We start from the raw sequence: 19,668 nt of genomic DNA on the forward strand, positions 1-19,668 counted from the left end.
GCGGCGGCTCCCGACCTGATACTCTTGCGCTTGGACCACAAGAACAAGAGAACGGGAAGGGAGGCAAAATGCCATATCGTGGGCGGTCGGCGTCGCCGTGGATGAAGCTGCTGGGCCGCGCTCTGGCCGCGCTGGCGGCCTTGCTGGTGGCGCTGCTGCTGGCCTTGGCGCTGGCGGTGCCGCTGCTGGACTGGAACTCCGCCAAGCCCTGGCTGGGCCGGCAGCTTTCTGCCGCACTCGGACGCGACATCCGCGTCGATGGCAACCTGGACCTGTCCTGGAGCCTTGCACAAGCCGACGATGAGGCCGGCGCCCTGGCGCGCCTGGCGCCGCAACTGCGCCTGCGCGCCGAGCGCCTCTTCATCGGCAACCCCGACTGGGCGCACAGCAGCGACCATCTGGTCCGCGCCGCCGCCCTGGATGTGCGCTTTTCTCCCTTGCCGCTGCTGCACTGGCATTGGCACGTCACCGACCTGCGTGTCGAGGGCCTGGACCTGGTCATGGAGCGCGCCGACGACCAGCGCAAGAACTGGCGCTTTTCCAGCCAGCCCCGGTCGCGCTGGAGCTTCGACATCCATCGCATCGTCTTCGGCCATGCGCTCATCCGCTATGTCGAGCTGCCGCTGGACCTGGACCTGCGTTTCGACGCCCGTCCCCTCAACGCCACCGCCACCAACCAGAAAGACAGCGCCGCCCTGGTGCTGCAGGCCGCCGTGACCGGGCGCTACGGCCAGGCCGAGGTCAACGGCCAGATCAAGGGCGGGGCCTTGCCCGACCTGCTCAACGAAGGCAGCGTCTTTCCCCTGCAGGCCGAGGGCGACATCGGCGGTGTGCAGACGCAGCTCTCCGGCAACCTGATCAATCCGCACCAGTTGAGCCGGGCCGACCTGCGCATCGGCCTGGCAGGCGACAGCCTGGACCGTCTCTATCCGGCCACCGGCGTGCCGCTCCCCGCCACCCGGGCCTTCCACACCGAGGGCGCGCTGACCATCACCCGCCTCGATCCCCAGACCAAGGCCTGGGACTGGCGCTACAGCGGTTTTAGCGGCAAGGTCGGCGAAAGCGATTTCGCCGGTGATGCCCAGTATGTCCGCGGGCCGCCGAAGAACCATCTGAAGGTCAAGGCCGAGGCCGGCCTGCTGCGTTTGTCCGACTATCTGCCCGGCGATGACGCTGACCAAGGCAAGCCCTCCAAACCGGCCCAGCCCGAGCGCTGGTCCAAGCTGGATGCAGACATCGACTTGCAGGCCAAGCGCGTGCAATGGCGTGCCGGCCTGGAATGGCAGCAGGCCGCTGCCACGCTGACCCTGAAGGACCAGGTGCTCACCGCCGATCCCTTGCGCTTCAACATGGCCGGCGGCCAGGGGCAGGGGCAAGTGCGGCTGGATGGTCGCCAGCCGGACATCCGTTCCCGCCTGCAGATTCGCCTGCAGGATGCCCAGGTGCGAGAACTGTTTCCGCGCCTGGCCAGCCTCAAGGCCAGCTTCAGCAAGTTCAACGGCGAGGCCACGCTGTCGGCCACCGGCAATTCCGCCGCCGCCGTGCTGGCCAGCGCCGATGGCGAGATCAAGGCCGACCTGGGCCCAGGCACCATCAGCCAGTTCATCCTGGAGGCCGCCGGCCTGAACCTGGCCAATGCGGTGTTCGCCAAGCTCTATCGCGACCAGCAGGTCAAGCTCCTGTGCGGCGCCGCTGACGTGGCCATCCAGCACGGCCAGGCCACCATCCGGCACGGCATCCTCAACACCGAAGACGCCGCCATCGACGTGGGCGGCCAGGTCGACCTGGGCCGGCAGACCCTGGCCCTGGACATCCACCCGCGCACCAAGCAGGTCCGCATCCTGTCGCTGCGTACGCCCTTGCATGTGCGCGGCAGCTTTTCCCATCCCGAGATCGGCGCCGACAGCGGCGCTCTGGCCGCGCGCGCAGGTGCAGCGGCCGCGCTGGCGCTGGTGGCACCGGTGGCGGCGGTGATCCCCCTGATCTCGCCGGGGCAGGCAGCGTCGGATGACTGCGCCGCACGGGCGCGGTAAGCAAGCGCATGACGAGCCGATCAACATCAACAACAAGGAGACAACATGAAACAGCATGGCGCTGCCGCGCTCACCCTGGCCGGCCTCATCCTTCTGGCAGGCTGCACGACACCCGCCTCCGAGCGTGCGCAGGCCCCGGTGGCCGTGGCCGAGGTCGGCAGCTTCCATATCGGCGGACGCCAGGCCACCCTGGATGGCTTGCCGGCCAAGGAGGTGCGCTTCACGCCCACCTCGCCGCTGACCCGCATCGATCCCAACGGCGAGTTCGAGGTGGGCCAGATGTATGTGCAGTACGTCAGGCTGGCCCCGGCAGCGCGGCGCGCGCCTTATCCCTTGCTGATGTGGCACGGCGGCGGCCTCAGCGGCGTGACCTGGGAGAGCACGCCGGACGGGCGGCCTGGCTGGCAGATGTTCTTCCTGCGGGCCGGGCATGATGTCTACGTCTCGGATGCGGTGGAGCGGGGACGGGCTTCGTGGGCGCGATATCCGGAGCTCTATCGCAGCGAGCCGGTGTTTCGCACCAAGAAGGAGGCCTGGGAACTGTTTCGCATCGGCCCCGCCGGCAGCTACCAGGATGCCGCGCATCGCAGCGCCTATCCGGATACCCAGTTCCCGGTGGCCGCCTTCGACCAGTTCATGAAGCAGGGCGTGCCGCGCTGGCTGACCAATGACGCCGCCACCGAGGCCGCCTACGACGCCCTGGTCCAGCGCGTCTGCCCCTGCGTGCTCATGGTCCATAGCCAGGGCAGTACCTTCGCCTACACGCTGGCCAACCGCTATCCGGAGAAGATCAAGGCGGTGGTCGGTGTCGAGCCCTCCGGCGCCCTCGATCCGGACAAGGTCGATCTGACACCGTTGAGCCGCGTGCCGCTGCTCTTCGTCTGGGGCGACAAGATCGCCGCCACGCCGCGCTGGCAGGGCATCCAGGCGCCGATGAAGAAGATGATCGCCGCCCTCAAGGCCAAGGGCGGACGGGCCGACGAGATCGACCTGCCGGCGCGCGGCATCAGTGGTAACAGCCACCTGATGATGATGGACGCCAACTCCGACCAGATAGCGGCGCTGGTGCAGGACTGGCTGGTGGCGCAAGGACTGGCGGGCCGCTGAGCATGGCGGGCGGCCCGCCGCTGGAGCGAAAGAAATCTGCGATTCCAGGGAGCGTTTTGCTGTTGAGCTGGGTCTGACCGCCCGGATAGATAAAAAACAGAGCACAGGCTGTGCAAGGTGTCGCAGGGGGAATGCATATCGCATCTCATGAGCGCAATTTTGTTCGTCATTGGCGAACATGTCCCAGGGGATTCCATTAAGATGCCCGCAAGCTCTACCTTGGTGATGCTGCATGCTGGCCGATGACGCTCACCGTGTACATTTTTGGACGACGAAAGGCGTTATCTTGGAATTCCAACCGGCCACACAGAGCCCGCCATTGCTGAGCAGCGCTTACCGTCATGCCTTGCTGGAGGCCATCGACGACGGTTTCTGCATCATCGAATTCATCGATGGTCCGCATGGTCCGTTGAGCGACTATGTGCATATCGAGGCCAATTCTGGCTACCACCGGCACACCGGCATCGAAGGCATCGTCGGCAAGCGCCTACGCGAGGTCGAACCCGACAATGCCCAGGTCTGGCTGGACATCTATGGCAAGGTCTTGCTGACCGGCCAGACGGTGCGCTTCGAACAGGAGTTCAAGGCTGCCGCCCGCCACATCGAGGTATCGGCCACCCGGGTGGGACCGGTAGAGATGCGCCAGGTGTCGGTGCTGTTTCGCGACGTCACCGCGCGCCGGCGCACCGAAGCCGCCCTGCGCGAGAACGTCGAGCGCGTCCAGCTGGCCTTGGAGGCCGGGGCCATCATCGGCACCTGGATCTGGGACTTGCCCAGCGACCGTTTCAGCGTGGACGATGGTTTTGCCGCTGCCTTTGGCATTCCCGCCGAACGTGGGCTGGACGGTATCAAGCTCGATGAGCTCATGCTGTCGGTGCATCCGGACGACCGCGAGCTGCTGTCGGCGCGCATCCGCGAAGCGCTGGCGCGTGGTGGCGCCTACGCCCATCAATACCGCACGCGCCGCCGCGATGGCCGTTACTACTGGCTGGAGGCCAATGGCCGGGTGGAGATGACGCCCGACGGCATCCCCAGCAAGTTCCCGGGCGTGCTCATCGACATCGAAGGGCGCCGCGCCGTCGAGGCCGAACGCGACCGCGCCCTGGCGGCCCTGCGCACCCTCAATGAAACCCTGGAACAGCGTGTGGAAGAACGCACCGCCGCCTTGCTCAATGCCGAGGAAGCCCTGCGCCAGGCGCAGAAGATGGAGGCGGTAGGCCAACTGACCGGTGGCCTGGCGCACGACTTCAACAATATCCTGGCCGGTATCAGCGGCAGCCTGGAGCTGATGAAGGTCAGGCTGGCCCAGGGCCGTATCGGCGATATCGAACGTCATCTCAATGGCGCGCAGTCGGCCGTCAAGCGCGCTGCCGCGCTGACGCAGCGCTTGCTGGCCTTTTCGCGCCGGCAGACGCTGGACCCCAAGCCGGCCGACCTCAATCGCATCGTCGCCGGCATGCACGAACTGATCGGCCGCAGCGTCGGCCCGGCCATCGCCGTGGAAACCATCGCCGCCGGCGGACTATGGCATACCTTCGTCGACATCGGTCAGATGGAAAACGCCTTGCTGAACCTGTGCATCAATGCCCGCGACGCCATGCCGCATGGCGGGCGGCTGACCATCGAAACAGCCAACCGCTGGCTGGATGATATCGGCGCCTTGCAGCGCGGCGTGCCGCCGGGCCAGTACGTATCGCTGAGCGTGAGCGACACCGGCGCGGGCATGTCGCCCGAGGTGGTGGCGCGCGCCTTCGATCCCTTCTTCACCACCAAGCCGACCGGCCAGGGAACCGGCTTGGGCCTGTCCATGGTGTATGGCTTCGCCGGACAATCGGGTGGCACCGTACGCATCTATTCCGAGCTGGGGCAGGGGGCCATGGTCTGCATCTACCTGCCGCGCCATGTGGGCGAAGGCGGCGTGGACGACCTGGCCTTGCCGGAGGAAAGCCATGTGCCTGCCGCCCCCGGCAGCAAGACCATCCTGGTGGTGGATGACGAACCGCTGGTGCGCATGGTCACCGTGGAGGTGCTGCGGGACCTGGGCTACAGCGTGCTCGAGGCCGAGGATGGTCCCTCGGCGCTGCGGGTGGTGGAGGCCTGCCAGGAAATCGATCTGCTGCTCACCGATGTGGGCTTGCCCAACGGCATGAATGGCCGCCAGCTGGCCGACGCCATCCGCGCTCCGCGCCCGGACCTGCCGGTGCTGTTCGTGACCGGTTACGCCGAGAACGCCGTGCTCAACCACGGCCACCTGGAGCGCGGCATGCAGGTGCTGACCAAGCCATTCGCCGCCGATGTACTGGCGCGCAGGGTGAAGGAACTGGTGGGGGAAGATGATCCTGGGGGGCACTAGCCGGCCGCGCCAGCAGACGCGGGCGTAACGAGGGCCGAAGCGGGGCCGGAACGAGGGGGGCTGAAGAGCAAGACCATGCAGCTCGCGCCACCCAGCCGGCGTTTCGTCGCATCCCGCTTGGAAGCGGACCAGCAGCAGGGGAACAATGCCGGCATCGCATTTCGGAAAGCGCTGCCATGTCCCTTGCCCCGGTCGTTGTCATTCATCTCACTGCTGCTCTCGCGGCCCTGCTGGTCGGCCCCTTGGCCCTGTGGACCCGGCTGGCCGCACCCGTGCGCCCGCGCTGGCACCGCGCCCTGGGCTATGGCTGGTTCACCTGCATGGTCGCCGTGGTGCTGTCAGCGCTGTTCATCCGTTCACGGGACCTGCCCAATATCGCTGGCTATACGCCGCTGCACCTGCTGGTGCCGGTCACCAGCTTCTTGCTCTATCGCGGACTGGCTGCCGTGATGCGCGGCGACATCGCCGCGCATCGACGCACCATGCAACGCGTCTACATCGGCGCCTGCCTGGTGGCCGGAAGCTTCACGCTGCTGCCGCAGCGTTATCTGGGACAACTGCTCTGGGGACAGTGGCTGGGCTGGTTGTGAGCCGGGCCAGCACCGCTAGAGGGCTGCGCCGAAGAAAGCCCCGATGGCCGCCGTGCAGCCCATGGCCAGCGAACTCCATACACTCACGCGCAACGCCCCTTTCCACAGGCTGGCGCCGCCGGTCTTGGCCGCCACCGCACCCAGCAGCGCCAGCGAGAGCAGGGCGGCGATCACGATGGAGGGCAGCAATGCATTGGCCGGCGCCAGCAGCACCACCACCAGCGGCAGGGCCGCACCGACCGCGAAACTGAGCGCCGACACCACGGCCGCCTGCACCGGGCGCGCGGAGGTGGTCTCGGAAATGCCCAGTTCATCGCGGGCGTGGGCGTCCAGCGCATCGTGCGCCATCAGTTGCGTGGCTACCAGATGCGCTGTTTCCTGGTTCAGGCCGCGCCGCATGTAGATGCCCATCAGCTCGCGGTGTTCGCCTTCGGGGTCGGTGGCCAGCTCTTCCTTTTCCTGGTGCAGCGCGGCCTTTTCACTGTCGGCCTGAGAGTGCACCGAGACATATTCGCCTGTCGCCATCGACATCGCCCCGGCCACCAGCCCGGCCACGCCCGTGAGCAGCACATTGTCGTGGCTGGCCTGGGCCGCCACCACACCGACCAGCAGGCTGGCGGTGGAGACGATGCCGTCGTTGGCGCCCAGGACGGCTGCACGCAGCCAGGAGATGGCGTCGACCTTGTGATGTTCGAGATGGAATTTGGGCATGAGCGCTGAGCCAGGTAGCATTGAATGGCGCAGATTCTAGGGCGTGGGCGCGGGCAAAGCCACGACAATTAGCAAAAATGAAGACAATTCGCATTAAACCGGGCTCATCTTCAGTGATCCTTGCAGCGCTGACAGCGCTGTAGCCGTCCTCGGCGCGGGCTTGTCTGATGGCGCGGCGTGTGGCAGGCGGCTAGGCTGGGACGCTTTGACCCGAGGAGCGCGCCATGACTATCCGACTCAAACCCATCGCCGACCAGACCATCGTCATCACCGGCGCCAGCAGTGGCATCGGGCTGGCCACGGCGCGCCTGGCGGCGGCCCGGCAGGCGCGTCTGGTGCTGGTGGCGCGCGATGCGCAGGCGCTCGAGCGCGTGGCCGCCGAGCTGGACCCCAGCGGCCGCCGCGTCATGCACCTGGCCGCCGACGTGGCCGACCTGGTCGCACTGCAGGCGGTCGCGGCGCAGGCCGTGGAGCGCTTCGGCGGAATCGACACCTGGATCAACAATGCCGGCATTTCCATCTTTGGCCGCCACGAGGAGGTCAGCCTGGAAGACCATCGACGCCTCTTCGAGACCAACTACTGGGGCGTGGTCAACGGCAGCCTGGCGGCGCTGCCGCATCTCAAGGCCAATCCCGAGGGGGCGGTCCTGATCAACCTCGGCAGCGAATTGTCGGACGTGGCGGTGCCCTTGCAAGGCGCCTATTCGGCCTCCAAGCATGCGGTCAAGGGCTTCACCGATTCCTTGCGGGTGGAACTGGCCGAGCAGGGCGCGCGGGTCTCGGTGACGCTGGTGAAACCCGCCGCCATCGATACCCCCTTCACGCGCCACGCCAAGAACTACATGGACGTGCAGCCCAAGCTGCCGCCGCCGGTCTATGCACCGGCCATCGCCGCCGAGGCCATCCTGGTGGCGGCCTGCGCGGTGCGCCGTGACATCTACGTGGGAGCCGCCTCCAGGCTCTTTTCCTCGGCCAACAAATGCGCGCCCGCGCTGGTGGACCAGTACCTGCAATCCTGCATGTTCGCCCAGCAGCGCAGCGACCAGCCGCGCAGCAGCGAGCCCGACCATCTGCATGCCAGCGCAGCCCGCGGGGCGCTGGCCGAACGCGGCGGCGAGCGCTACGTGATGCCGTGCTCGCCCTATACCTGGGCCAGTTCGCGCGCGCCCATGCTGACCCGGCTGGCGCTGCTGGGCACGGTCTGCCTGGCGCTGGGCCGGATGGGCCGGCGCCAGGGACGCTGAATGGCGTCAGCGCGGCGGCAGGCTTTCCAGCAGGCGCAGCGTCTGGAGGATGGAATGCTGGGCCGCCTGCTCCCTGACTGCCTGGCGGTCTCCGGCGAACTGACGGCGGGCGGTGCGCAGGGTCTTGCCCTGGGGGTGATGGATGATCCAGGCGAAGCAGACCGTGCCGGCCGGCGTGCCGTCAGGGGCGTCATCGGGCCCGGCCACGCCGGTATTGGCAATGGCGACGCGGGCGGCGCTGCCCTCCAGGGCGCCCTGGGCCATGCGCTCGGCGATCTCTTCGCTGGTCAGGCCGTAGCGTTGCATATCCGCCCGCGCTACCCGCAACATCACTTCCTTGGCCTGCTCGGTGTAGGTCACGAACGCGCCTTCGAGCCACTGGCCGCAGCCTTCGACATCGCCCAGGGCGGCCGCCACCATGCCGGCCGTGCAGGATTCCGCCGTCACCAGCCGCATGTCTTGCTGACAGAGCAGTTGGCCCAGCCTTGCGTAGTCTTGTTTCATCTGTGTTTTCCCTTGTGTGTTGTGTTCAGTTCCGCTGGTAGTGCTTTTTCCCCTCGTCTCCCTCCCGAAGGAGTGTTCGCCATGTCAGATCGCAAGCCCAAGCCCGCCATCGCCATCGTTGCCGGCATCATCGCCCTGGCCATCATCGGCGGCATGTTCCTGCTCGGCGTGTTCCATTTCTCCAGTCATAGCTGAACGACCTGCCCCTCAGGGCGGGTTGCCACGATCGGCATCGCGCAGGTAAGCAGCCATGTCGGCTGCGTCCTGCGCGCTCACGCCAAGTTCGGGCATGGCGCCGCCGGGCTTGTAGCGCTTGGGGTGCATGATCCAGCGGGCCAGGTTGCCGGCGGTATTGGGCAGGGCGCCGGAGACGTAGTGCTGGCTGGCCAGGTGCGCCAGGGCGGGCCCGACCTGAGTGTCGGGGCCCACCACGCCAGGGATGCGGTGGCAGGACTGGCAGGCGTACTGGGTGAGCGCGATGCGGCCGCGTTCGATATCGCCGGCCAGCTGCGTTGGATCAGCGTCGTTACCGCTCACCGTCTGTGAGGCCGGCGTCAAGTCCGGCATGGCGCGCAGATAGGCGACGATGTCCCAGCGCTGGGCTTCACTCAGATGGTTCTGCCAGGCGGGCATGCCAGTCATCTTGACGCCGTTGCTGACAATCCAGTACAGCTCCCGATCCTCCCATTTGTGCTCGGCGTCGGCCAAGGGCCCGGGAACCGGCTGCATGCTCAGCCCGGCGGTAGCGGGCGGCAAGCCGGGAGCGCCATGGCAGCTCAGACAGTGCTGACGGTACAGCGCCGCGCCACGCACCGACATGGCGGCATCCTGGGGCGGGGCAACGATGGCGCGGGCGTGATGCCGCACCGATTGCCGCATCGCATATTCCATCAGCTTGAACACGGGCGACCAGTGCTGCGCCACCGCGCTTACGTTGTACCAGCCGCTCCAGACCAGCAAGCCGGCGGCCAGCGTCAACAAGGCCGCTGCGACACCGGTCAGCGCCAGCAAGCGCAAGGGCTGTCTCATCGCTGCCCCCGCTTGGGCGAGACCTGGTAGAGGTAGGCGGCCATGTCGGCGGCTTCCTGTTCGGACAGGCCCAGTTCCGGCATGGCCGACTGCGGGTGGAAATGGCGCGGATGCATGATCCAGCGCGCCAGGTTGGCCTGGCTGTTGGGCAGGATGCCGGCCACATAGCTGGCCTTGGCGACCTGGTCCAGCGGCGGGCCGACCAGCGTCTGCCCCGGCGCAATACCGGGGATGCTGTGGCAGGCCGCGCAGCCGTGTGTGGCCAGCAAGCGTCGCCCCTGCTGGGCGTTGGCGGGCTCGGCCGCCGGGCAGGCGGGCGCGGCCAGGCAGGTCGTCAGCAAGAGCAGTTCAGGCAGGATGGACGGCTTCATCGTCTCCTCCTTTGAGCCAGCGCGCGCACAGCACGAGCGCCACGATCACATAGCTGAGCGCGCCCGGTATCCACATGATCAGCCCGCCCAACTGCTGGTCTTCCAGCGGCGAGATGCCATAGCTCCAGGGCAGCTCCCCGTAGGCCGGATACCACAGCCGCGAGGACAGGGCCAGCAGCGCACCCAGGGCGCTGGTATGCATCATGGTCGAGAACAGGTAGAGCAATGCGCCGTGGTCCGGTTGCGTGCGTCGCCAGCTGGCCAGCACGCTCCACCAGAACAGCAGCGCCGAGACGAAGAAGCTCAGGTGCTGCGTCATATGCAGCGCCTCATGCCTGAGCGCCGCTTCGAAACAGGCCGGCACATGCCAGCCCCAGACGGCGGCGAAATGGATCAGCCAGGCCGGCAGCGGTCGGCTGAGCTGGCGTATCCAGGACAGCCACGCCCGCCGGCCGAACCAGCGACCCACCGGCTTGCGCCAGCCCGCCGGCAGCGCCCACAGCCAGGCTTTCACGGGCCGTCCCGCGATGAGCAACGGGGCCGCCGCGATCATCAGCAATTCGTGCTGCACCATGTGGGCCGCGAAGGAGGCAGCGCCGGCGGTATCGATGGGCGAGAGCAGCGCCGCCGCCAGGCACAGCCAGCCGCTGCCGAAGCAGGCCAGTTGCGCGCTGCTGGCCACGCGCCGCGCCCGCAGGCGCCCATGGCCGCGCAGGTACAGCAGCAAGGACAGCAGCACCGTGCCGATCAGCCAGGGCTCATCGTTCCAGCGCGTCGTATCGGCGGCAGCGATACCCAGCGTATGGGCGGCGCCGGGAAGCGGGCAGGCCACCAGCAGCAGGGAGACGGACCAGGGCAGGCGATAGCGCATGATGTTGCGCGGTTCAGAACCGCGGCCCCCAGTAGATGACGGCATAGATGGCCAGCCAGCTGATGACCACGAAGTACCAGTAGTCGCCATTCTCGCTGACATCGACATAGCGCTTGCTCTCCACCGGCCCGGTGAAGAAGAGCACGGTCAGCACCAGCGTGTCGAAGGTATCGGTGATCAGGTGGACCGTATGCAAGCCCAGCAGCATCCAGGTGATGGAGCCGTAGGCGTTGTGGCTCCAGTTGACATTGAGACTGGCGAACTCGCCGATGCGGCCCCCCAGGAACAGCAGTGAAAACAGCAGGCACAGCACCAGCCCCAGGCGTACGCGCTGGAGGTCGAAGCGGTGCGCGGCCTGGCTGGCCAGATAGTTGGGCAGGCAGGACAGCAGCATGATCACGGTATTGAGACTGCCCCAGAGCAGATCCGGTGGCGCTGAATCCGGTGGCCAGGCCGGCGCTTGACCGCGCAGGTAGAAATAGCTGGCGATGCCCAGCGCAAACACCGTGCTTTCGATGAAGATCAGGCCCAGCGTGGCCCACCAGGTCGTGCTGGCCGGGCCGAAGCCGAAGGTGGGCAGGCCGCTGACATCCAGGGTTGCCGCTGGCTGCTTCATCGTCATGGCCGCACCTCGCTGGCGATGCGCGCCTGGCTGCGCTGGCGGCGCGGCCAGAACCAGATCGCCGTGGCCAGGCCAACGGGCAAGGCGCCCCACACCACCGCCCAGGGACTGAAGATGGAGCCGATGAACAGCGCCGTGGTCGCCAGCGCCGACAAGAGCGGCCAGGGCGAGGGCGTGGGCAACCAGAAGCGATGTTGCGGATGGGCCTCGATGACGCTGGTGATGAGCACTTCGCGCTGGCCATTGTCCAGCCCGCTGACATGGCTGGGCAGGCGCGGCGCTTGCCACAGCGGGTCAGCCGCATGCACCACCGGCACCTCCAGGAAATTGCCCGCCGGCGGCGGCGAAGGCAGGCTCCATTCCAGCGTAGCCGCGCCCCAGGGATTGTCGCCCGCCGCGGCACCCCGCCACAGGCTGTGCACCACGTTGAGCAGGAATAGCAGCACGCTCAGGCCGATCAGGAAAGCGCCGATGGTGGCCGTCAGGTTCAGGCCCTCCCAGCCCATCTGCGCCGCGTAGGTATAGACCCGCCGCGTCATGCCCTGCAGGCCCAGCACATGCATGGGGAAGAAGCAGACGTTGAAACCGACGAAGAACAGCCAGAAATTCCAGCGCCCCAGCCGCTCGTCCAGCATGCGCCCGGTGAACTTGGGGAACCAGTAGTAGAAACCGCCGAAGAGCGGAAAGATGGCCCCACCCAGCAGCACGTAGTGCAGGTGCGCGACCACGAAATAGGTGTCGTGCAATTGCAGGTCCAGCGGCACCGAGGCCAGCATCAGCCCGGTCAGGCCGCCCATGACCAGGATGAAGAAGAAGGCCAGCACGAACAGCAAAGGCGTCTTGAACACCGGCCGTCCCAGCCAGATCGTGCTGATCCAGCAAAAGATCTGCAAGGCCGTGGGCAGGGCGATGAGCAGGCTGGCCGCGGTGAAGAAGAGCTTGCCGGCCTCGGGCAGGGTGGTGGCGAACATGTGATGCACCCATAGGCCGAAGGCGAGGAAGGCTGTGGCGATCAGGGCCAGCACCATGGCCGGATAGCCCACCATGGAGCGACGCGCGAAGGTGGGAATGATGGTCGAGATCATCCCCAGCGGCGGCAGGAAGATGAGATAGACCTCCGGATGCCCAAAGAACCAGAACAGGTGCTGCCACAGCAACGCATCGCCGCCGTTCTGGTGGCTGTAGAACTGGGTGTTGACCAGCCTGTCGGTGATGAGTCCGGTGCTGGCCAGCATCACCGCCGGCATGGCGAAGAGCACCATCACCGAGGTCACCAGCATGGCCCAGGCGAACAGCGGCATGCGGCGCAGGCTCATGCCGGGCGCGCGCAGCTTCATCACCGTGGTAATGATGACGATGGCCTCGATCAGGGCCGAGAGCTCGGTAAAGGTGATCATCTGCGCCCAGATATCCACGCCCTTGCCCGAGGCATAGGGATTCAAGGCCAGTGGCACGTAGGCGAACCAGCCCACGTCCGGCCCGCTGCCGGCCAAGAAGGCGCCATACAGCAGCAGTCCGCCAAAGAGGAAGATCCAGTAGGCAAAGGCGTTCAGGCGCGGGAAAGCGACACTGCGCGCGCCGATCATGAGCGGCAGCAGATAGGCCGCCACGGCCTGCATCACCGGCACGGCAAAGAGGAACATCATGGTCGTGCCATGCATGGTGAAGAGCTGGTTGTAGAGCCTTGCGCCGATCAGCTCAGCGTCGGGGCGCGCCAGTTGCAGCCGCATGGCCAGCGCCAGCATGCCGCCCAGCAGGAAGAACACGAAGGTGGTCACCATGAAGCGGCGCGCAATGGCCTTGTGGTTGACCGCGCAAAGCCAGCCCCATAGTCCGGGCGGGTCCGACCAGGTCTGTTCCAGGCGGCGCGCTTCTTCGGCGCGTGGGTCCGGGGTCATTGCAGGGTCTCCAGATAGTCGAGCAGGGCGTTGAGCTCATCGGGCGGCAGTTGCGCGGGCGGCATGATGACGCCGGTCTTGAGCGAGCGTGCATCGGTGATCCAGCCCGCCAGGAAGCCGCGCTGGTTGGGGAAGATGCCGGCGGCCAGCGTGCTGCGGCTGGCCAGGTGGGTGAGGTCCGGCCCGTTCTGGCCAGCGGCGTCGGTCCCCCGGATGGCGTGGCACTGTGCGCAGCCGCGCTCCATGAAGACCGCGCGGCCGCGGGCCACCGTGGCGGCGGCGTCGGCAACCGGCGCTGCCGCACGTGCCTGGCCGCTCGCCCAGCGGGCATAGTCGGCGGGGGATTCGGCGGTCACCAGCAGGGCCATGCGGGCATGTTCCAGACCACAGAATTCAGCACACTGCCCCCGGTAAGTCCCTGCCTGGTCGGCGCGCAGCCGCAGTTGGGCAGGTTTGCCGGGGATCAGGTCGAGCTTGCCATGCAGATTGGGCAACCAGAGGGAATGGATGACGTCTTCGCTATCGAGATCGATGATGACGGCGCGACCCACCGGCAGATGCAGCTCATTGGCCGTAGTGAAGCCTTGTCCGGTCAGGGGATCGTGGTACTGCGCCTGCCACCACCATTGGCGTGCGGTGAGCTTCACCTGCAACGCCCCGGCGGTGGGCAACTGGTCCAGCGCCCGGCTGGCCACCACATCAGCGGCGAACAGCGCCAGCAGCCCGGTGGCCGACAGGCCCAGCGCCCAGCCTATCGCCCAGGTCAGGCGTGGCGTGGCGGCAGCAGCCTCAGCGCTGTAGCGGCGCCGGCGGAACAGGGCGACGGCACAGGCCAGCAGGGTCAGCAGGAAGACGACGGTGCACAGGCCCAGCGTGACATGCCACAGGCTGGCGATGGTAGCGGCCTGCGGCCCAGCGGGTTGCAGCACATCCTGCCATTGCGCTCGCGCCTGCGCGACTGGGACGGCGCAACAGGCGCTTGCTGCAAGCAGGCGCAACAACAAGGAAGAGGTGGTGGGCATCGCGGCCATCGCTGGTTCACCGGAACATCGGGATGAGCGATTATGGAAAGCCTGAGCCTGCGCACGGAATAGGCGCACGCGGCGATGCGATGTAGGAATGTTGCACCCGGGCCGCTGCCGAGCTGGCGCGGCCCGAGGGCCTTAGAACGCGTTGAGCGGAATCTTGAGGTAGCGCACGCCATTGTCCTCGGCCGGCGGCAATTGCCCGGCGCGCATGTTGACCTGCACCGAGGGCAGCAGCAGGACCGGCATGTCCAGCGTGGCGTCGCGGGCCTTGCGCATGGTCACGAAGCTCTCTTCGCTCACCCCTTCATGCACGTGGATGTTGTGCCGGCGTTCTTCGGCCACCGTCGTGACGTAGCGCAACTCTCGTCCATTGGGGCGGTAGTCATGGCACATGTAGAGCTGGGCATGGTCGGGCAGGGACAGCACCGCCTGGATGGAACGGAACAGGGTCCGCGCATCGCCGCCCGGGAAGTCGCAACGCGCCGTCCCGTAGTCGGGCATGAAGAGCGTGTCGCCGACGAAGGCGGCGATATGCCCGGCCTCTTCCACCACATAGGTGAGGCAGGCCGGCGTGTGGCCCGGCGTATGCATGACGCGCGCCTGCAACTGGCCGATCTGGAAGCGCGCGCCATCGGCGAAGAGCTGGTCGAACTGGCTACCGTCGTGGGCGAAGGCGGCGCCGGCGTTGAACAGCTTGCCGAACACCGCCTGCACCTGGGTGATGTGCTCGCCGATGGCGATGCGGCCGCCCAGTTGCTGCTTCAGGTAAGGCGCCGCTGACAGGTGGTCGGCGTGGGCGTGGGTTTCCAGTATCCATTGCACCTGGGCGCCCAGTTCGCGCACGCGGGCAATGAGCTGGTCGGCGCTGGTGGTGGCGGTGCGGCCGGATTTGGGATCGTAGTCCAGCACCGTATCGATCAGCGCGCATTGGCCGCTGGCGCGGTCCAGCACCAGATAGCTGACGGTGCTCGTGGTGGTATCGAAATGGCCTTCAATGTGCAGCTTGTCCATCATGCATCCTCGTCTTCATCAACCCATGCCGTCGCCGCATGTTATCGCGATCGACGGCGTTCCAGCAGTGCAAAGAGCAGCATGCCGGCCAGCATGGCCAGCACGAATACCAGGCCCTTGAACTGGCCCGCGCCCACCAGTACCAGAGCCGGACCCGGACAGATGCCGGCCATGCCCCAGCCCACGCCAAAGACCAGGCTGCCCAGCACCAGGCGGCGGTCGATCTGGCGCGCAGCAGGCAGTTGCATGGGCTGGCCCAGCAAGGAAGCCTTCATCCTGCGGGCGTGCGCAAAGGCGGGCACGCCCACGGCAATCGCTGCGGCCATGACCAGCATCAGCGAAGGGTCCCAGGCCCCGGCCAGGTCGAGGAAGGCCAATACCTTGGCCGGATCGGCCATGCCGGAGAGCAGCAGGCCGAATCCGAACACCAGTCCGGACAGCAAGGCAGTCAGTGCAGTCATGCGTTTGTCCCTCATTCAGAGGCCCGCCACGTGGCGCAGCAGATAGACGCTCACGAAACCGGCCATCATAAAGCAGACCGTGGCCACCGCCGAGCGCAGCGAAAAGCGCGACAGCCCGCACACCCCATGGCCGCTGGTGCAGCCCGCGCCATATCGCGTACCCAGGCCGACCAGCAGGCCCGCCAGGACGATCTGGCCCAGGCCGGCGTCGATGTGGATGGGCGGCAGGCTTGCGCCCAGGCGCATGAGCAGGGGCGCTGCCAGCAGGCCCAGCAGGAACATCGCGCGCCAGGCGCGATCGCCCGCGCGCGGCTGCAGCAGGCCGCCCAGGATGCCGCTGACGCCAGCCACACGGCCATTGGCCAGGATCAGGATGGCGGCGGCCAGGCCGATCAGCGCACCGCCAGCCAGCGCGGTGACGGGGGTAAAGGCAGTCCAGTCCACTTGCATGTTCACTCCTTGGGGCAGTAAAGGCGATACATCAGGTCCAGCATTTCCAGCAGCCGCGCATCCGCCACCCGATAGTAGATCCGCTTGCCATCGCGCCGCGTGCTGACCACGCCCTCGTTGCGCAGCACGCCCAACTGCTGTGACAGGGTGGGCTGGCGGATATCCAGTTGCTCTTCCAGCTCGCTCACGCACATTTCCTGCTGCGACAGCTGGCACAGCAACAACAGACGGTCTTCATTGGCCAGCACCTTGAGGGCGCCAACGGCCTCGCCTGCGGCCTGGCGCATGCGTTCTGCCGGCAGGGCGAGTGAGGGAACGGGAGCGCGAGCAGTCATCAATATGTGAATTAATAATATATTTAAATATATATTAATGCAGAGACGTCGGGCTGACAAGCCTGGCGTGAGGCGCAAGGGGCAGGGGCGATGGGTGCGGGCGAGCTCAGGAAGCGTGCAGCAAATCGATCATACGGCAGCTGGCCTGGCGCGCAGCGGCCATGGCTTCTTCGGCAAAGGCGAAGGGAGCATCCTGGCCGCAGAACTGCAATTGGCCATTGATATACAAATCCCAGGTCCAGCCCTGGGCGTTGGGACACTTGAGTTCTATCCTGACCAGCTCATCGCGATACCTGAATAGCGCCTTTCTCATCGTTTCCTCGGTCTTGTTCTGGTCGGCCGCTCATTGCCGGGCTGCTGCCGGGCTGAAGGGGGCCGCCTAGAGTGCAAGATTGTCATGCGATTGTCATTTTTTATTTGCTGATTTCTTGCATTGTACCGATTAGTAGAATTTATTGCTGATGAGTAACGCCCGTTTCCCGGGCGGTGGCGGCCGATCCGTTGAGCAGGCGCTCCACCAGTCCGCCGTAATGGTGCTGAGGTGTGGTGATGGCATAGAAGTTCTCGACCAGTTCGGTGGTCTGGCCCACCGTCACCAGGACCCCGTTGCGCAGCTCATCCTGCACCACCACTTCGGGCAGCACGCTGAGCCAGCCGCTGTCGCGCGCAATCAGACGCAGCATGGCCATGTCATCGACTTCGGCGCGCAGCCGCGGGCGCACATCGGCCGATACGCACAGCGCGTCAAAGCGCATGCGCAGCGCATGACGCGGGCCGGGCAGGGCCATGTCGATGCCTTCCAGGTCTTCCGGAATGCGCAGGCTGCCGGCTTCCCAGCGATGCGCCGGGCCCACCACCGAGACCGCCTGGCTGCCCAGGAAGCGGCAGTGCAGGGGACGATCAGGATCAGCCGGGACGGTTTCGTTGGCCAGCACCACATCCAGCTGGTGCTGCACCAGCCGCTCCAGCAAGCCCTCCAGTTGGCCCGACTCCAGCGTGAGCGCCACGCTCGGATCGGACAGCATGGGCCGCAACCAGTTTTCCTGATAGTTACGCGAGAGTGTGGCCACACTGCCCACCCGCAAGCGCGTCACGCCCGCCGAGCGGCCCTCCAGGCGGCCCAGCATTTCCTGGCTGAGTCCAAAGATGTTGTCGGCATAGGTGAACACCAGTTGCCCCGTGTCGCTGAGGCTGAGCCGACGGCCTTCGCGGATGAATAGATCTTCACCTAGATGTTTCTCCAGCTGACGAATCTGAGCGGATACCGCCGATTGCGAGGTATGCAATTCCTCCGCCGCCCGGGTCAAATGGCCGAGCTTGGCCACGCGCCAGAAATAACGAAGATGGTGGAAATTGAGCTGTTCTAGGCGCATCGTTCTGATTTATCAATGAATATGTTCTGATAAATGTAATTTACAGAACGATCGCGCGCAAGCATCATGCGGCCATCCAACCACACGCTGTTCTCTGGCGCTTACATCATGTTCACGCTTTCCCACTTGACTTCGCTGCTTCCCTGGGCGCCACCGGCGGCCATGTTCGTCACGGCGCTGGCGCTGATGCTGGCGCGTCCCACGCCCCAGGGGCTGTGGCGCCTGTTCCAGGCCACCTCCATGCTGGCCCTGACGCTGGCCGTGCTCTCACTGTGCCTGGCACGTGGCGCGACGCCCTGGCCGGGCGTCTTGCAGGTCTCGGTGATCGGGCTGGTGCTGGCCGTGCTGGTGCAAGGACTGGGCGCCGTCATCGGCGCGTTCTCGGCGCGCTATCTGCAAGGCGAGGGCGGCCAGCGCCAGTACGCCGTGGCGCTGGCGGCCGTGCTCACCGCCGTCCACCTGCTGCTGCTGGCTGACCACTGGCTGGTGCTCATCGCCGCCTGGGCGGCGGTCGGGCTGGCGCTGGAGCATCTGCTGTGCTTCTACCCGGAGCGGCCTTTCGCCCGGCTGGCCGCCTACAAGAAGCGCATCGCCGACCGCCTGGCCGATCTGCTGTTGGGCGTCGCCGCGCTGCTGGCCTGGTCGGCCACGGGCAGCGGCAGCCTGTCGGCACTGTGGCAGCACCTGGCCGCGCATGGCATGTCTGCGGGCTTGCAGGTCAGCGCCTTGTGCGTGGTGCTGGCGGTGATCCTGCGCACCGCCTTGCTGCCGGTGCATGGCTGGCTGATCCAGGTGATGGAAGCGCCCACGCCGGTGTCGGCGCTGCTGCATGCGGGGGTGGTCAACCTGGGCGGCTTCGTGCTGATCCGCTTTGCGCCGCTGTTGCAGCAGGCCATCCCGGCGCGCAGCGTGCTGCTGCTCATGGCCGTGGCCACGGTGCTCCTGGCCGGCATGGTGATGCTCACCCGCATCAGCATCAAGGTGCGGCTGGCCTGGTCAACGGTGGCGCAGATGGGCTTCATGCTGCTGGAATGCGCAGCCGGGCTCTACACCTTCGCCGCGCTGCACCTGATCGGACATTCGCTGTACAAGGCGCACGCCTTCCTCTCGGCCTCCTCGGTGGTGCGCGAGACCCGCTTGCAGGCCTTGCACGACAAGGCCCAGCCTTCGGCGGCCAGCGTCATCGTCGCCCCCCTGGCCAGCAGCGCCGTCGTGCTGGCCCTGCAGACGCTGCATGCACACACCGGCTGGCCCTGGTGGTGGAGCGTCGTGCTGGGGCTGGCCTGGGCGCCGCTGCTTTGGCTGCCCCAGGCGAGCACCGTGTCGACTGCGATGCGGCTGCGCAGCTGGCTGCTGGGCCTGACCGGCGCCGCCGGCTTGACGGTGGCGGCCATGCTCCTGCACCTGCTGCCGCTGGGCCTGGATGACTTCGCCCAGCCACTCTTTGGCATGGCCACGCTGGCCGGGATGCTGGCCCTGTATGGCTGCGTGGCGCTGTTGCTGGTGCGCCCGCAGGCCATGACGGCCTGGCGTCGGCGCAGCTATGCCGGCTTCTACCTGGACGAAGCCTATACCCGGCTGGCGCTGCAACTGTGGCCGGCACGCTGGGCGCCGCAGGCGCGCCGAGCGCCACACCGCGCCCCCCCGTCCACCCTGGCCAGCGATACCCAAGGCTGA

Annotated in this window: 20 protein-coding genes; 6 read left to right on the top strand and 14 right to left on the bottom strand. The window is 66.8% G+C overall.

Features of this window, described 5'->3' with window-relative positions:
• Nucleotides 1-68 precede the first annotated feature (68 nt).
• The 4 genes from ACP92_RS11480 (at nucleotide 69) to ACP92_RS11495 (ending at nucleotide 6,083) form a co-directional block, all read left to right on the top strand.
• The gene (locus tag ACP92_RS11480; RefSeq protein ID WP_013234278.1) at nucleotides 69-2,033 is read left to right on the top strand and encodes an AsmA family protein; all 1,965 of its coding nucleotides are present in this window, start codon (nucleotides 69-71) and stop codon (nucleotides 2,031-2,033) included.
• A gap of 45 nt (nucleotides 2,034-2,078) precedes the next feature.
• Complete coding sequence (locus ACP92_RS11485) at nucleotides 2,079-3,140, top strand: alpha/beta hydrolase (RefSeq protein ID WP_013234279.1); 1,062 nt, start codon at nucleotides 2,079-2,081, stop codon at nucleotides 3,138-3,140.
• Nucleotides 3,141-3,426: 286 nt separating this feature from the next.
• Entirely contained in the window at nucleotides 3,427-5,493 is a 2,067-nt protein-coding gene (locus ACP92_RS11490) for a hybrid sensor histidine kinase/response regulator (RefSeq protein WP_013234280.1), read from the top strand.
• A 176-nt stretch (nucleotides 5,494-5,669) separates the two neighbouring features.
• On the top strand, nucleotides 5,670-6,083 hold the full coding sequence (locus tag ACP92_RS11495; RefSeq protein WP_013234281.1) for a DUF2306 domain-containing protein: 414 nt from the start codon (nucleotides 5,670-5,672) through the stop codon (nucleotides 6,081-6,083).
• 15 nt (nucleotides 6,084-6,098) lie between these two features.
• Here ACP92_RS11495 and ACP92_RS11500 read toward each other — a convergent pair whose 3' ends face one another.
• Nucleotides 6,099-6,794, bottom strand: coding sequence for a VIT1/CCC1 transporter family protein (locus ACP92_RS11500; protein ID WP_041310702.1), 696 nt, complete (start codon nucleotides 6,792-6,794; stop codon nucleotides 6,099-6,101).
• Nucleotides 6,795-7,018: 224 nt separating this feature from the next.
• Between ACP92_RS11500 and ACP92_RS11505 the strand changes: the two genes are divergently transcribed.
• The gene (locus tag ACP92_RS11505; protein WP_013234283.1) at nucleotides 7,019-8,038 is read left to right on the top strand and encodes an SDR family oxidoreductase; all 1,020 of its coding nucleotides are present in this window, start codon (nucleotides 7,019-7,021) and stop codon (nucleotides 8,036-8,038) included.
• 6 nt (nucleotides 8,039-8,044) lie between these two features.
• Here the strand turns inward: ACP92_RS11505 and ACP92_RS11510 are convergent, their stop codons facing one another.
• The 13 genes from ACP92_RS11510 to ACP92_RS11570 all read right to left on the bottom strand — a co-directional run bounded on the left by ACP92_RS11510 (nucleotide 8,045) and on the right by ACP92_RS11570 (nucleotide 17,991).
• Nucleotides 8,045-8,542, bottom strand: coding sequence for a CinA family protein (locus tag ACP92_RS11510; RefSeq protein WP_013234284.1), 498 nt, complete (start codon nucleotides 8,540-8,542; stop codon nucleotides 8,045-8,047).
• 207 nt (nucleotides 8,543-8,749) lie between these two features.
• On the bottom strand, nucleotides 8,750-9,571 hold the full coding sequence (locus ACP92_RS11515) for a c-type cytochrome (RefSeq protein ID WP_013234285.1): 822 nt from the start codon (nucleotides 9,569-9,571) through the stop codon (nucleotides 8,750-8,752).
• Nucleotides 9,568-9,942: a c-type cytochrome gene (locus ACP92_RS11520; protein ID WP_013234286.1), complete on the bottom strand. Its 375-nt coding sequence runs from the start codon at nucleotides 9,940-9,942 to the stop codon at nucleotides 9,568-9,570. Before ACP92_RS11520 ends, ACP92_RS11515 begins: the two co-directional genes overlap by 4 nt.
• Nucleotides 9,920-10,813, bottom strand: coding sequence for a cytochrome c oxidase assembly protein (locus ACP92_RS11525; protein WP_013234287.1), 894 nt, complete (start codon nucleotides 10,811-10,813; stop codon nucleotides 9,920-9,922). Before ACP92_RS11525 ends, ACP92_RS11520 begins: the two co-directional genes overlap by 23 nt.
• A 13-nt stretch (nucleotides 10,814-10,826) precedes the next feature.
• Nucleotides 10,827-11,429 carry a cytochrome c oxidase subunit 3 gene (locus ACP92_RS11530; protein WP_013234288.1) on the bottom strand — a complete coding sequence of 201 codons (603 nt, stop codon included), beginning with the start codon at nucleotides 11,427-11,429 and terminating at the stop codon, nucleotides 10,827-10,829.
• A gap of 2 nt (nucleotides 11,430-11,431) precedes the next feature.
• The gene (gene ctaD / locus ACP92_RS11535) at nucleotides 11,432-13,333 is read right to left on the bottom strand and encodes a cytochrome c oxidase subunit I (RefSeq protein ID WP_013234289.1); all 1,902 of its coding nucleotides are present in this window, start codon (nucleotides 13,331-13,333) and stop codon (nucleotides 11,432-11,434) included.
• Nucleotides 13,330-14,355: a cytochrome c oxidase subunit II gene (locus ACP92_RS11540; protein WP_240727343.1), complete on the bottom strand. Its 1,026-nt coding sequence runs from the start codon at nucleotides 14,353-14,355 to the stop codon at nucleotides 13,330-13,332. Before ACP92_RS11540 ends, ctaD begins: the two co-directional genes overlap by 4 nt.
• A 141-nt stretch (nucleotides 14,356-14,496) precedes the next feature.
• Nucleotides 14,497-15,372, bottom strand: a complete 876-nt coding sequence (locus ACP92_RS11545) for an MBL fold metallo-hydrolase (protein WP_041311806.1) — start codon at nucleotides 15,370-15,372, stop codon at nucleotides 14,497-14,499.
• Nucleotides 15,373-15,413: 41 nt separating this feature from the next.
• Complete coding sequence (locus ACP92_RS11550) at nucleotides 15,414-15,833, bottom strand: YeeE/YedE family protein (RefSeq protein ID WP_013234292.1); 420 nt, start codon at nucleotides 15,831-15,833, stop codon at nucleotides 15,414-15,416.
• 15 nt (nucleotides 15,834-15,848) lie between these two features.
• Nucleotides 15,849-16,283 (bottom strand): YeeE/YedE family protein, encoded by a 435-nt coding sequence (locus ACP92_RS11555; protein ID WP_013234293.1) that lies wholly within the window; start codon nucleotides 16,281-16,283, stop codon nucleotides 15,849-15,851.
• A 2-nt stretch (nucleotides 16,284-16,285) separates the two neighbouring features.
• Nucleotides 16,286-16,618 carry an ArsR/SmtB family transcription factor gene (locus ACP92_RS11560; protein WP_013234294.1) on the bottom strand — a complete coding sequence of 111 codons (333 nt, stop codon included), beginning with the start codon at nucleotides 16,616-16,618 and terminating at the stop codon, nucleotides 16,286-16,288.
• 106 nt (nucleotides 16,619-16,724) lie between these two features.
• Entirely contained in the window at nucleotides 16,725-16,931 is a 207-nt protein-coding gene (locus tag ACP92_RS11565) for a hypothetical protein (RefSeq protein WP_041310707.1), read from the bottom strand.
• A 139-nt stretch (nucleotides 16,932-17,070) separates the two neighbouring features.
• A complete protein-coding gene (locus ACP92_RS11570) occupies nucleotides 17,071-17,991 on the bottom strand; it encodes a LysR family transcriptional regulator (protein ID WP_013234296.1) in 921 nt (306 codons plus the stop codon).
• 108 nt (nucleotides 17,992-18,099) lie between these two features.
• Here ACP92_RS11570 and ACP92_RS11575 point away from each other — a divergent pair, with 108 nt between their 5' ends.
• The gene (locus ACP92_RS11575) at nucleotides 18,100-19,668 is read left to right on the top strand and encodes an NADH-quinone oxidoreductase subunit L (RefSeq protein WP_041311809.1); all 1,569 of its coding nucleotides are present in this window, start codon (nucleotides 18,100-18,102) and stop codon (nucleotides 19,666-19,668) included.

The organism is Herbaspirillum seropedicae (genome assembly GCF_001040945.1).
GTDB lineage: Bacteria > Pseudomonadota > Gammaproteobacteria > Burkholderiales > Burkholderiaceae_D > Herbaspirillum > Herbaspirillum seropedicae.

Excerpts from the sequence above, each read along its gene's own strand:
- ACP92_RS11555 (WP_013234293.1), bottom strand. The coding sequence starts at position 16,283 with ATGCAAGTGGACTGGACTGCCTTTACCCCCGTCACCGCGCTGGCTGGC.
- ACP92_RS11560 (WP_013234294.1), bottom strand. The coding sequence starts at position 16,618 with ATGACTGCTCGCGCTCCCGTTCCCTCACTCGCCCTGCCGGCAGAACGC.
- ACP92_RS11495 (WP_013234281.1), top strand. The coding sequence starts at position 5,670 with ATGTCCCTTGCCCCGGTCGTTGTCATTCATCTCACTGCTGCTCTCGCG.
- ACP92_RS11500 (WP_041310702.1), bottom strand. The coding sequence starts at position 6,794 with ATGCCCAAATTCCATCTCGAACATCACAAGGTCGACGCCATCTCCTGG.
- ACP92_RS11510 (WP_013234284.1), bottom strand. The coding sequence starts at position 8,542 with ATGAAACAAGACTACGCAAGGCTGGGCCAACTGCTCTGTCAGCAAGAC.
- ACP92_RS11575 (WP_041311809.1), top strand. The coding sequence starts at position 18,100 with ATGTTCACGCTTTCCCACTTGACTTCGCTGCTTCCCTGGGCGCCACCG.
- ctaD (WP_013234289.1), bottom strand. The coding sequence starts at position 13,333 with ATGACCCCGGACCCACGCGCCGAAGAAGCGCGCCGCCTGGAACAGACC.
- ACP92_RS11530 (WP_013234288.1), bottom strand. The coding sequence starts at position 11,429 with ATGAAGCAGCCAGCGGCAACCCTGGATGTCAGCGGCCTGCCCACCTTC.
- ACP92_RS11505 (WP_013234283.1), top strand. The coding sequence starts at position 7,019 with ATGACTATCCGACTCAAACCCATCGCCGACCAGACCATCGTCATCACC.
- ACP92_RS11480 (WP_013234278.1), top strand. The coding sequence starts at position 69 with ATGCCATATCGTGGGCGGTCGGCGTCGCCGTGGATGAAGCTGCTGGGC.
- ACP92_RS11545 (WP_041311806.1), bottom strand. The coding sequence starts at position 15,372 with ATGGACAAGCTGCACATTGAAGGCCATTTCGATACCACCACGAGCACC.
- ACP92_RS11570 (WP_013234296.1), bottom strand. The coding sequence starts at position 17,991 with ATGCGCCTAGAACAGCTCAATTTCCACCATCTTCGTTATTTCTGGCGC.
- ACP92_RS11485 (WP_013234279.1), top strand. The coding sequence starts at position 2,079 with ATGAAACAGCATGGCGCTGCCGCGCTCACCCTGGCCGGCCTCATCCTT.
- ACP92_RS11520 (WP_013234286.1), bottom strand. The coding sequence starts at position 9,942 with ATGAAGCCGTCCATCCTGCCTGAACTGCTCTTGCTGACGACCTGCCTG.
- ACP92_RS11565 (WP_041310707.1), bottom strand. The coding sequence starts at position 16,931 with ATGAGAAAGGCGCTATTCAGGTATCGCGATGAGCTGGTCAGGATAGAA.
- ACP92_RS11540 (WP_240727343.1), bottom strand. The coding sequence starts at position 14,355 with ATGCCCACCACCTCTTCCTTGTTGTTGCGCCTGCTTGCAGCAAGCGCC.
- ACP92_RS11515 (WP_013234285.1), bottom strand. The coding sequence starts at position 9,571 with ATGAGACAGCCCTTGCGCTTGCTGGCGCTGACCGGTGTCGCAGCGGCC.
- ACP92_RS11525 (WP_013234287.1), bottom strand. The coding sequence starts at position 10,813 with ATGCGCTATCGCCTGCCCTGGTCCGTCTCCCTGCTGCTGGTGGCCTGC.
- ACP92_RS11550 (WP_013234292.1), bottom strand. The coding sequence starts at position 15,833 with ATGACTGCACTGACTGCCTTGCTGTCCGGACTGGTGTTCGGATTCGGC.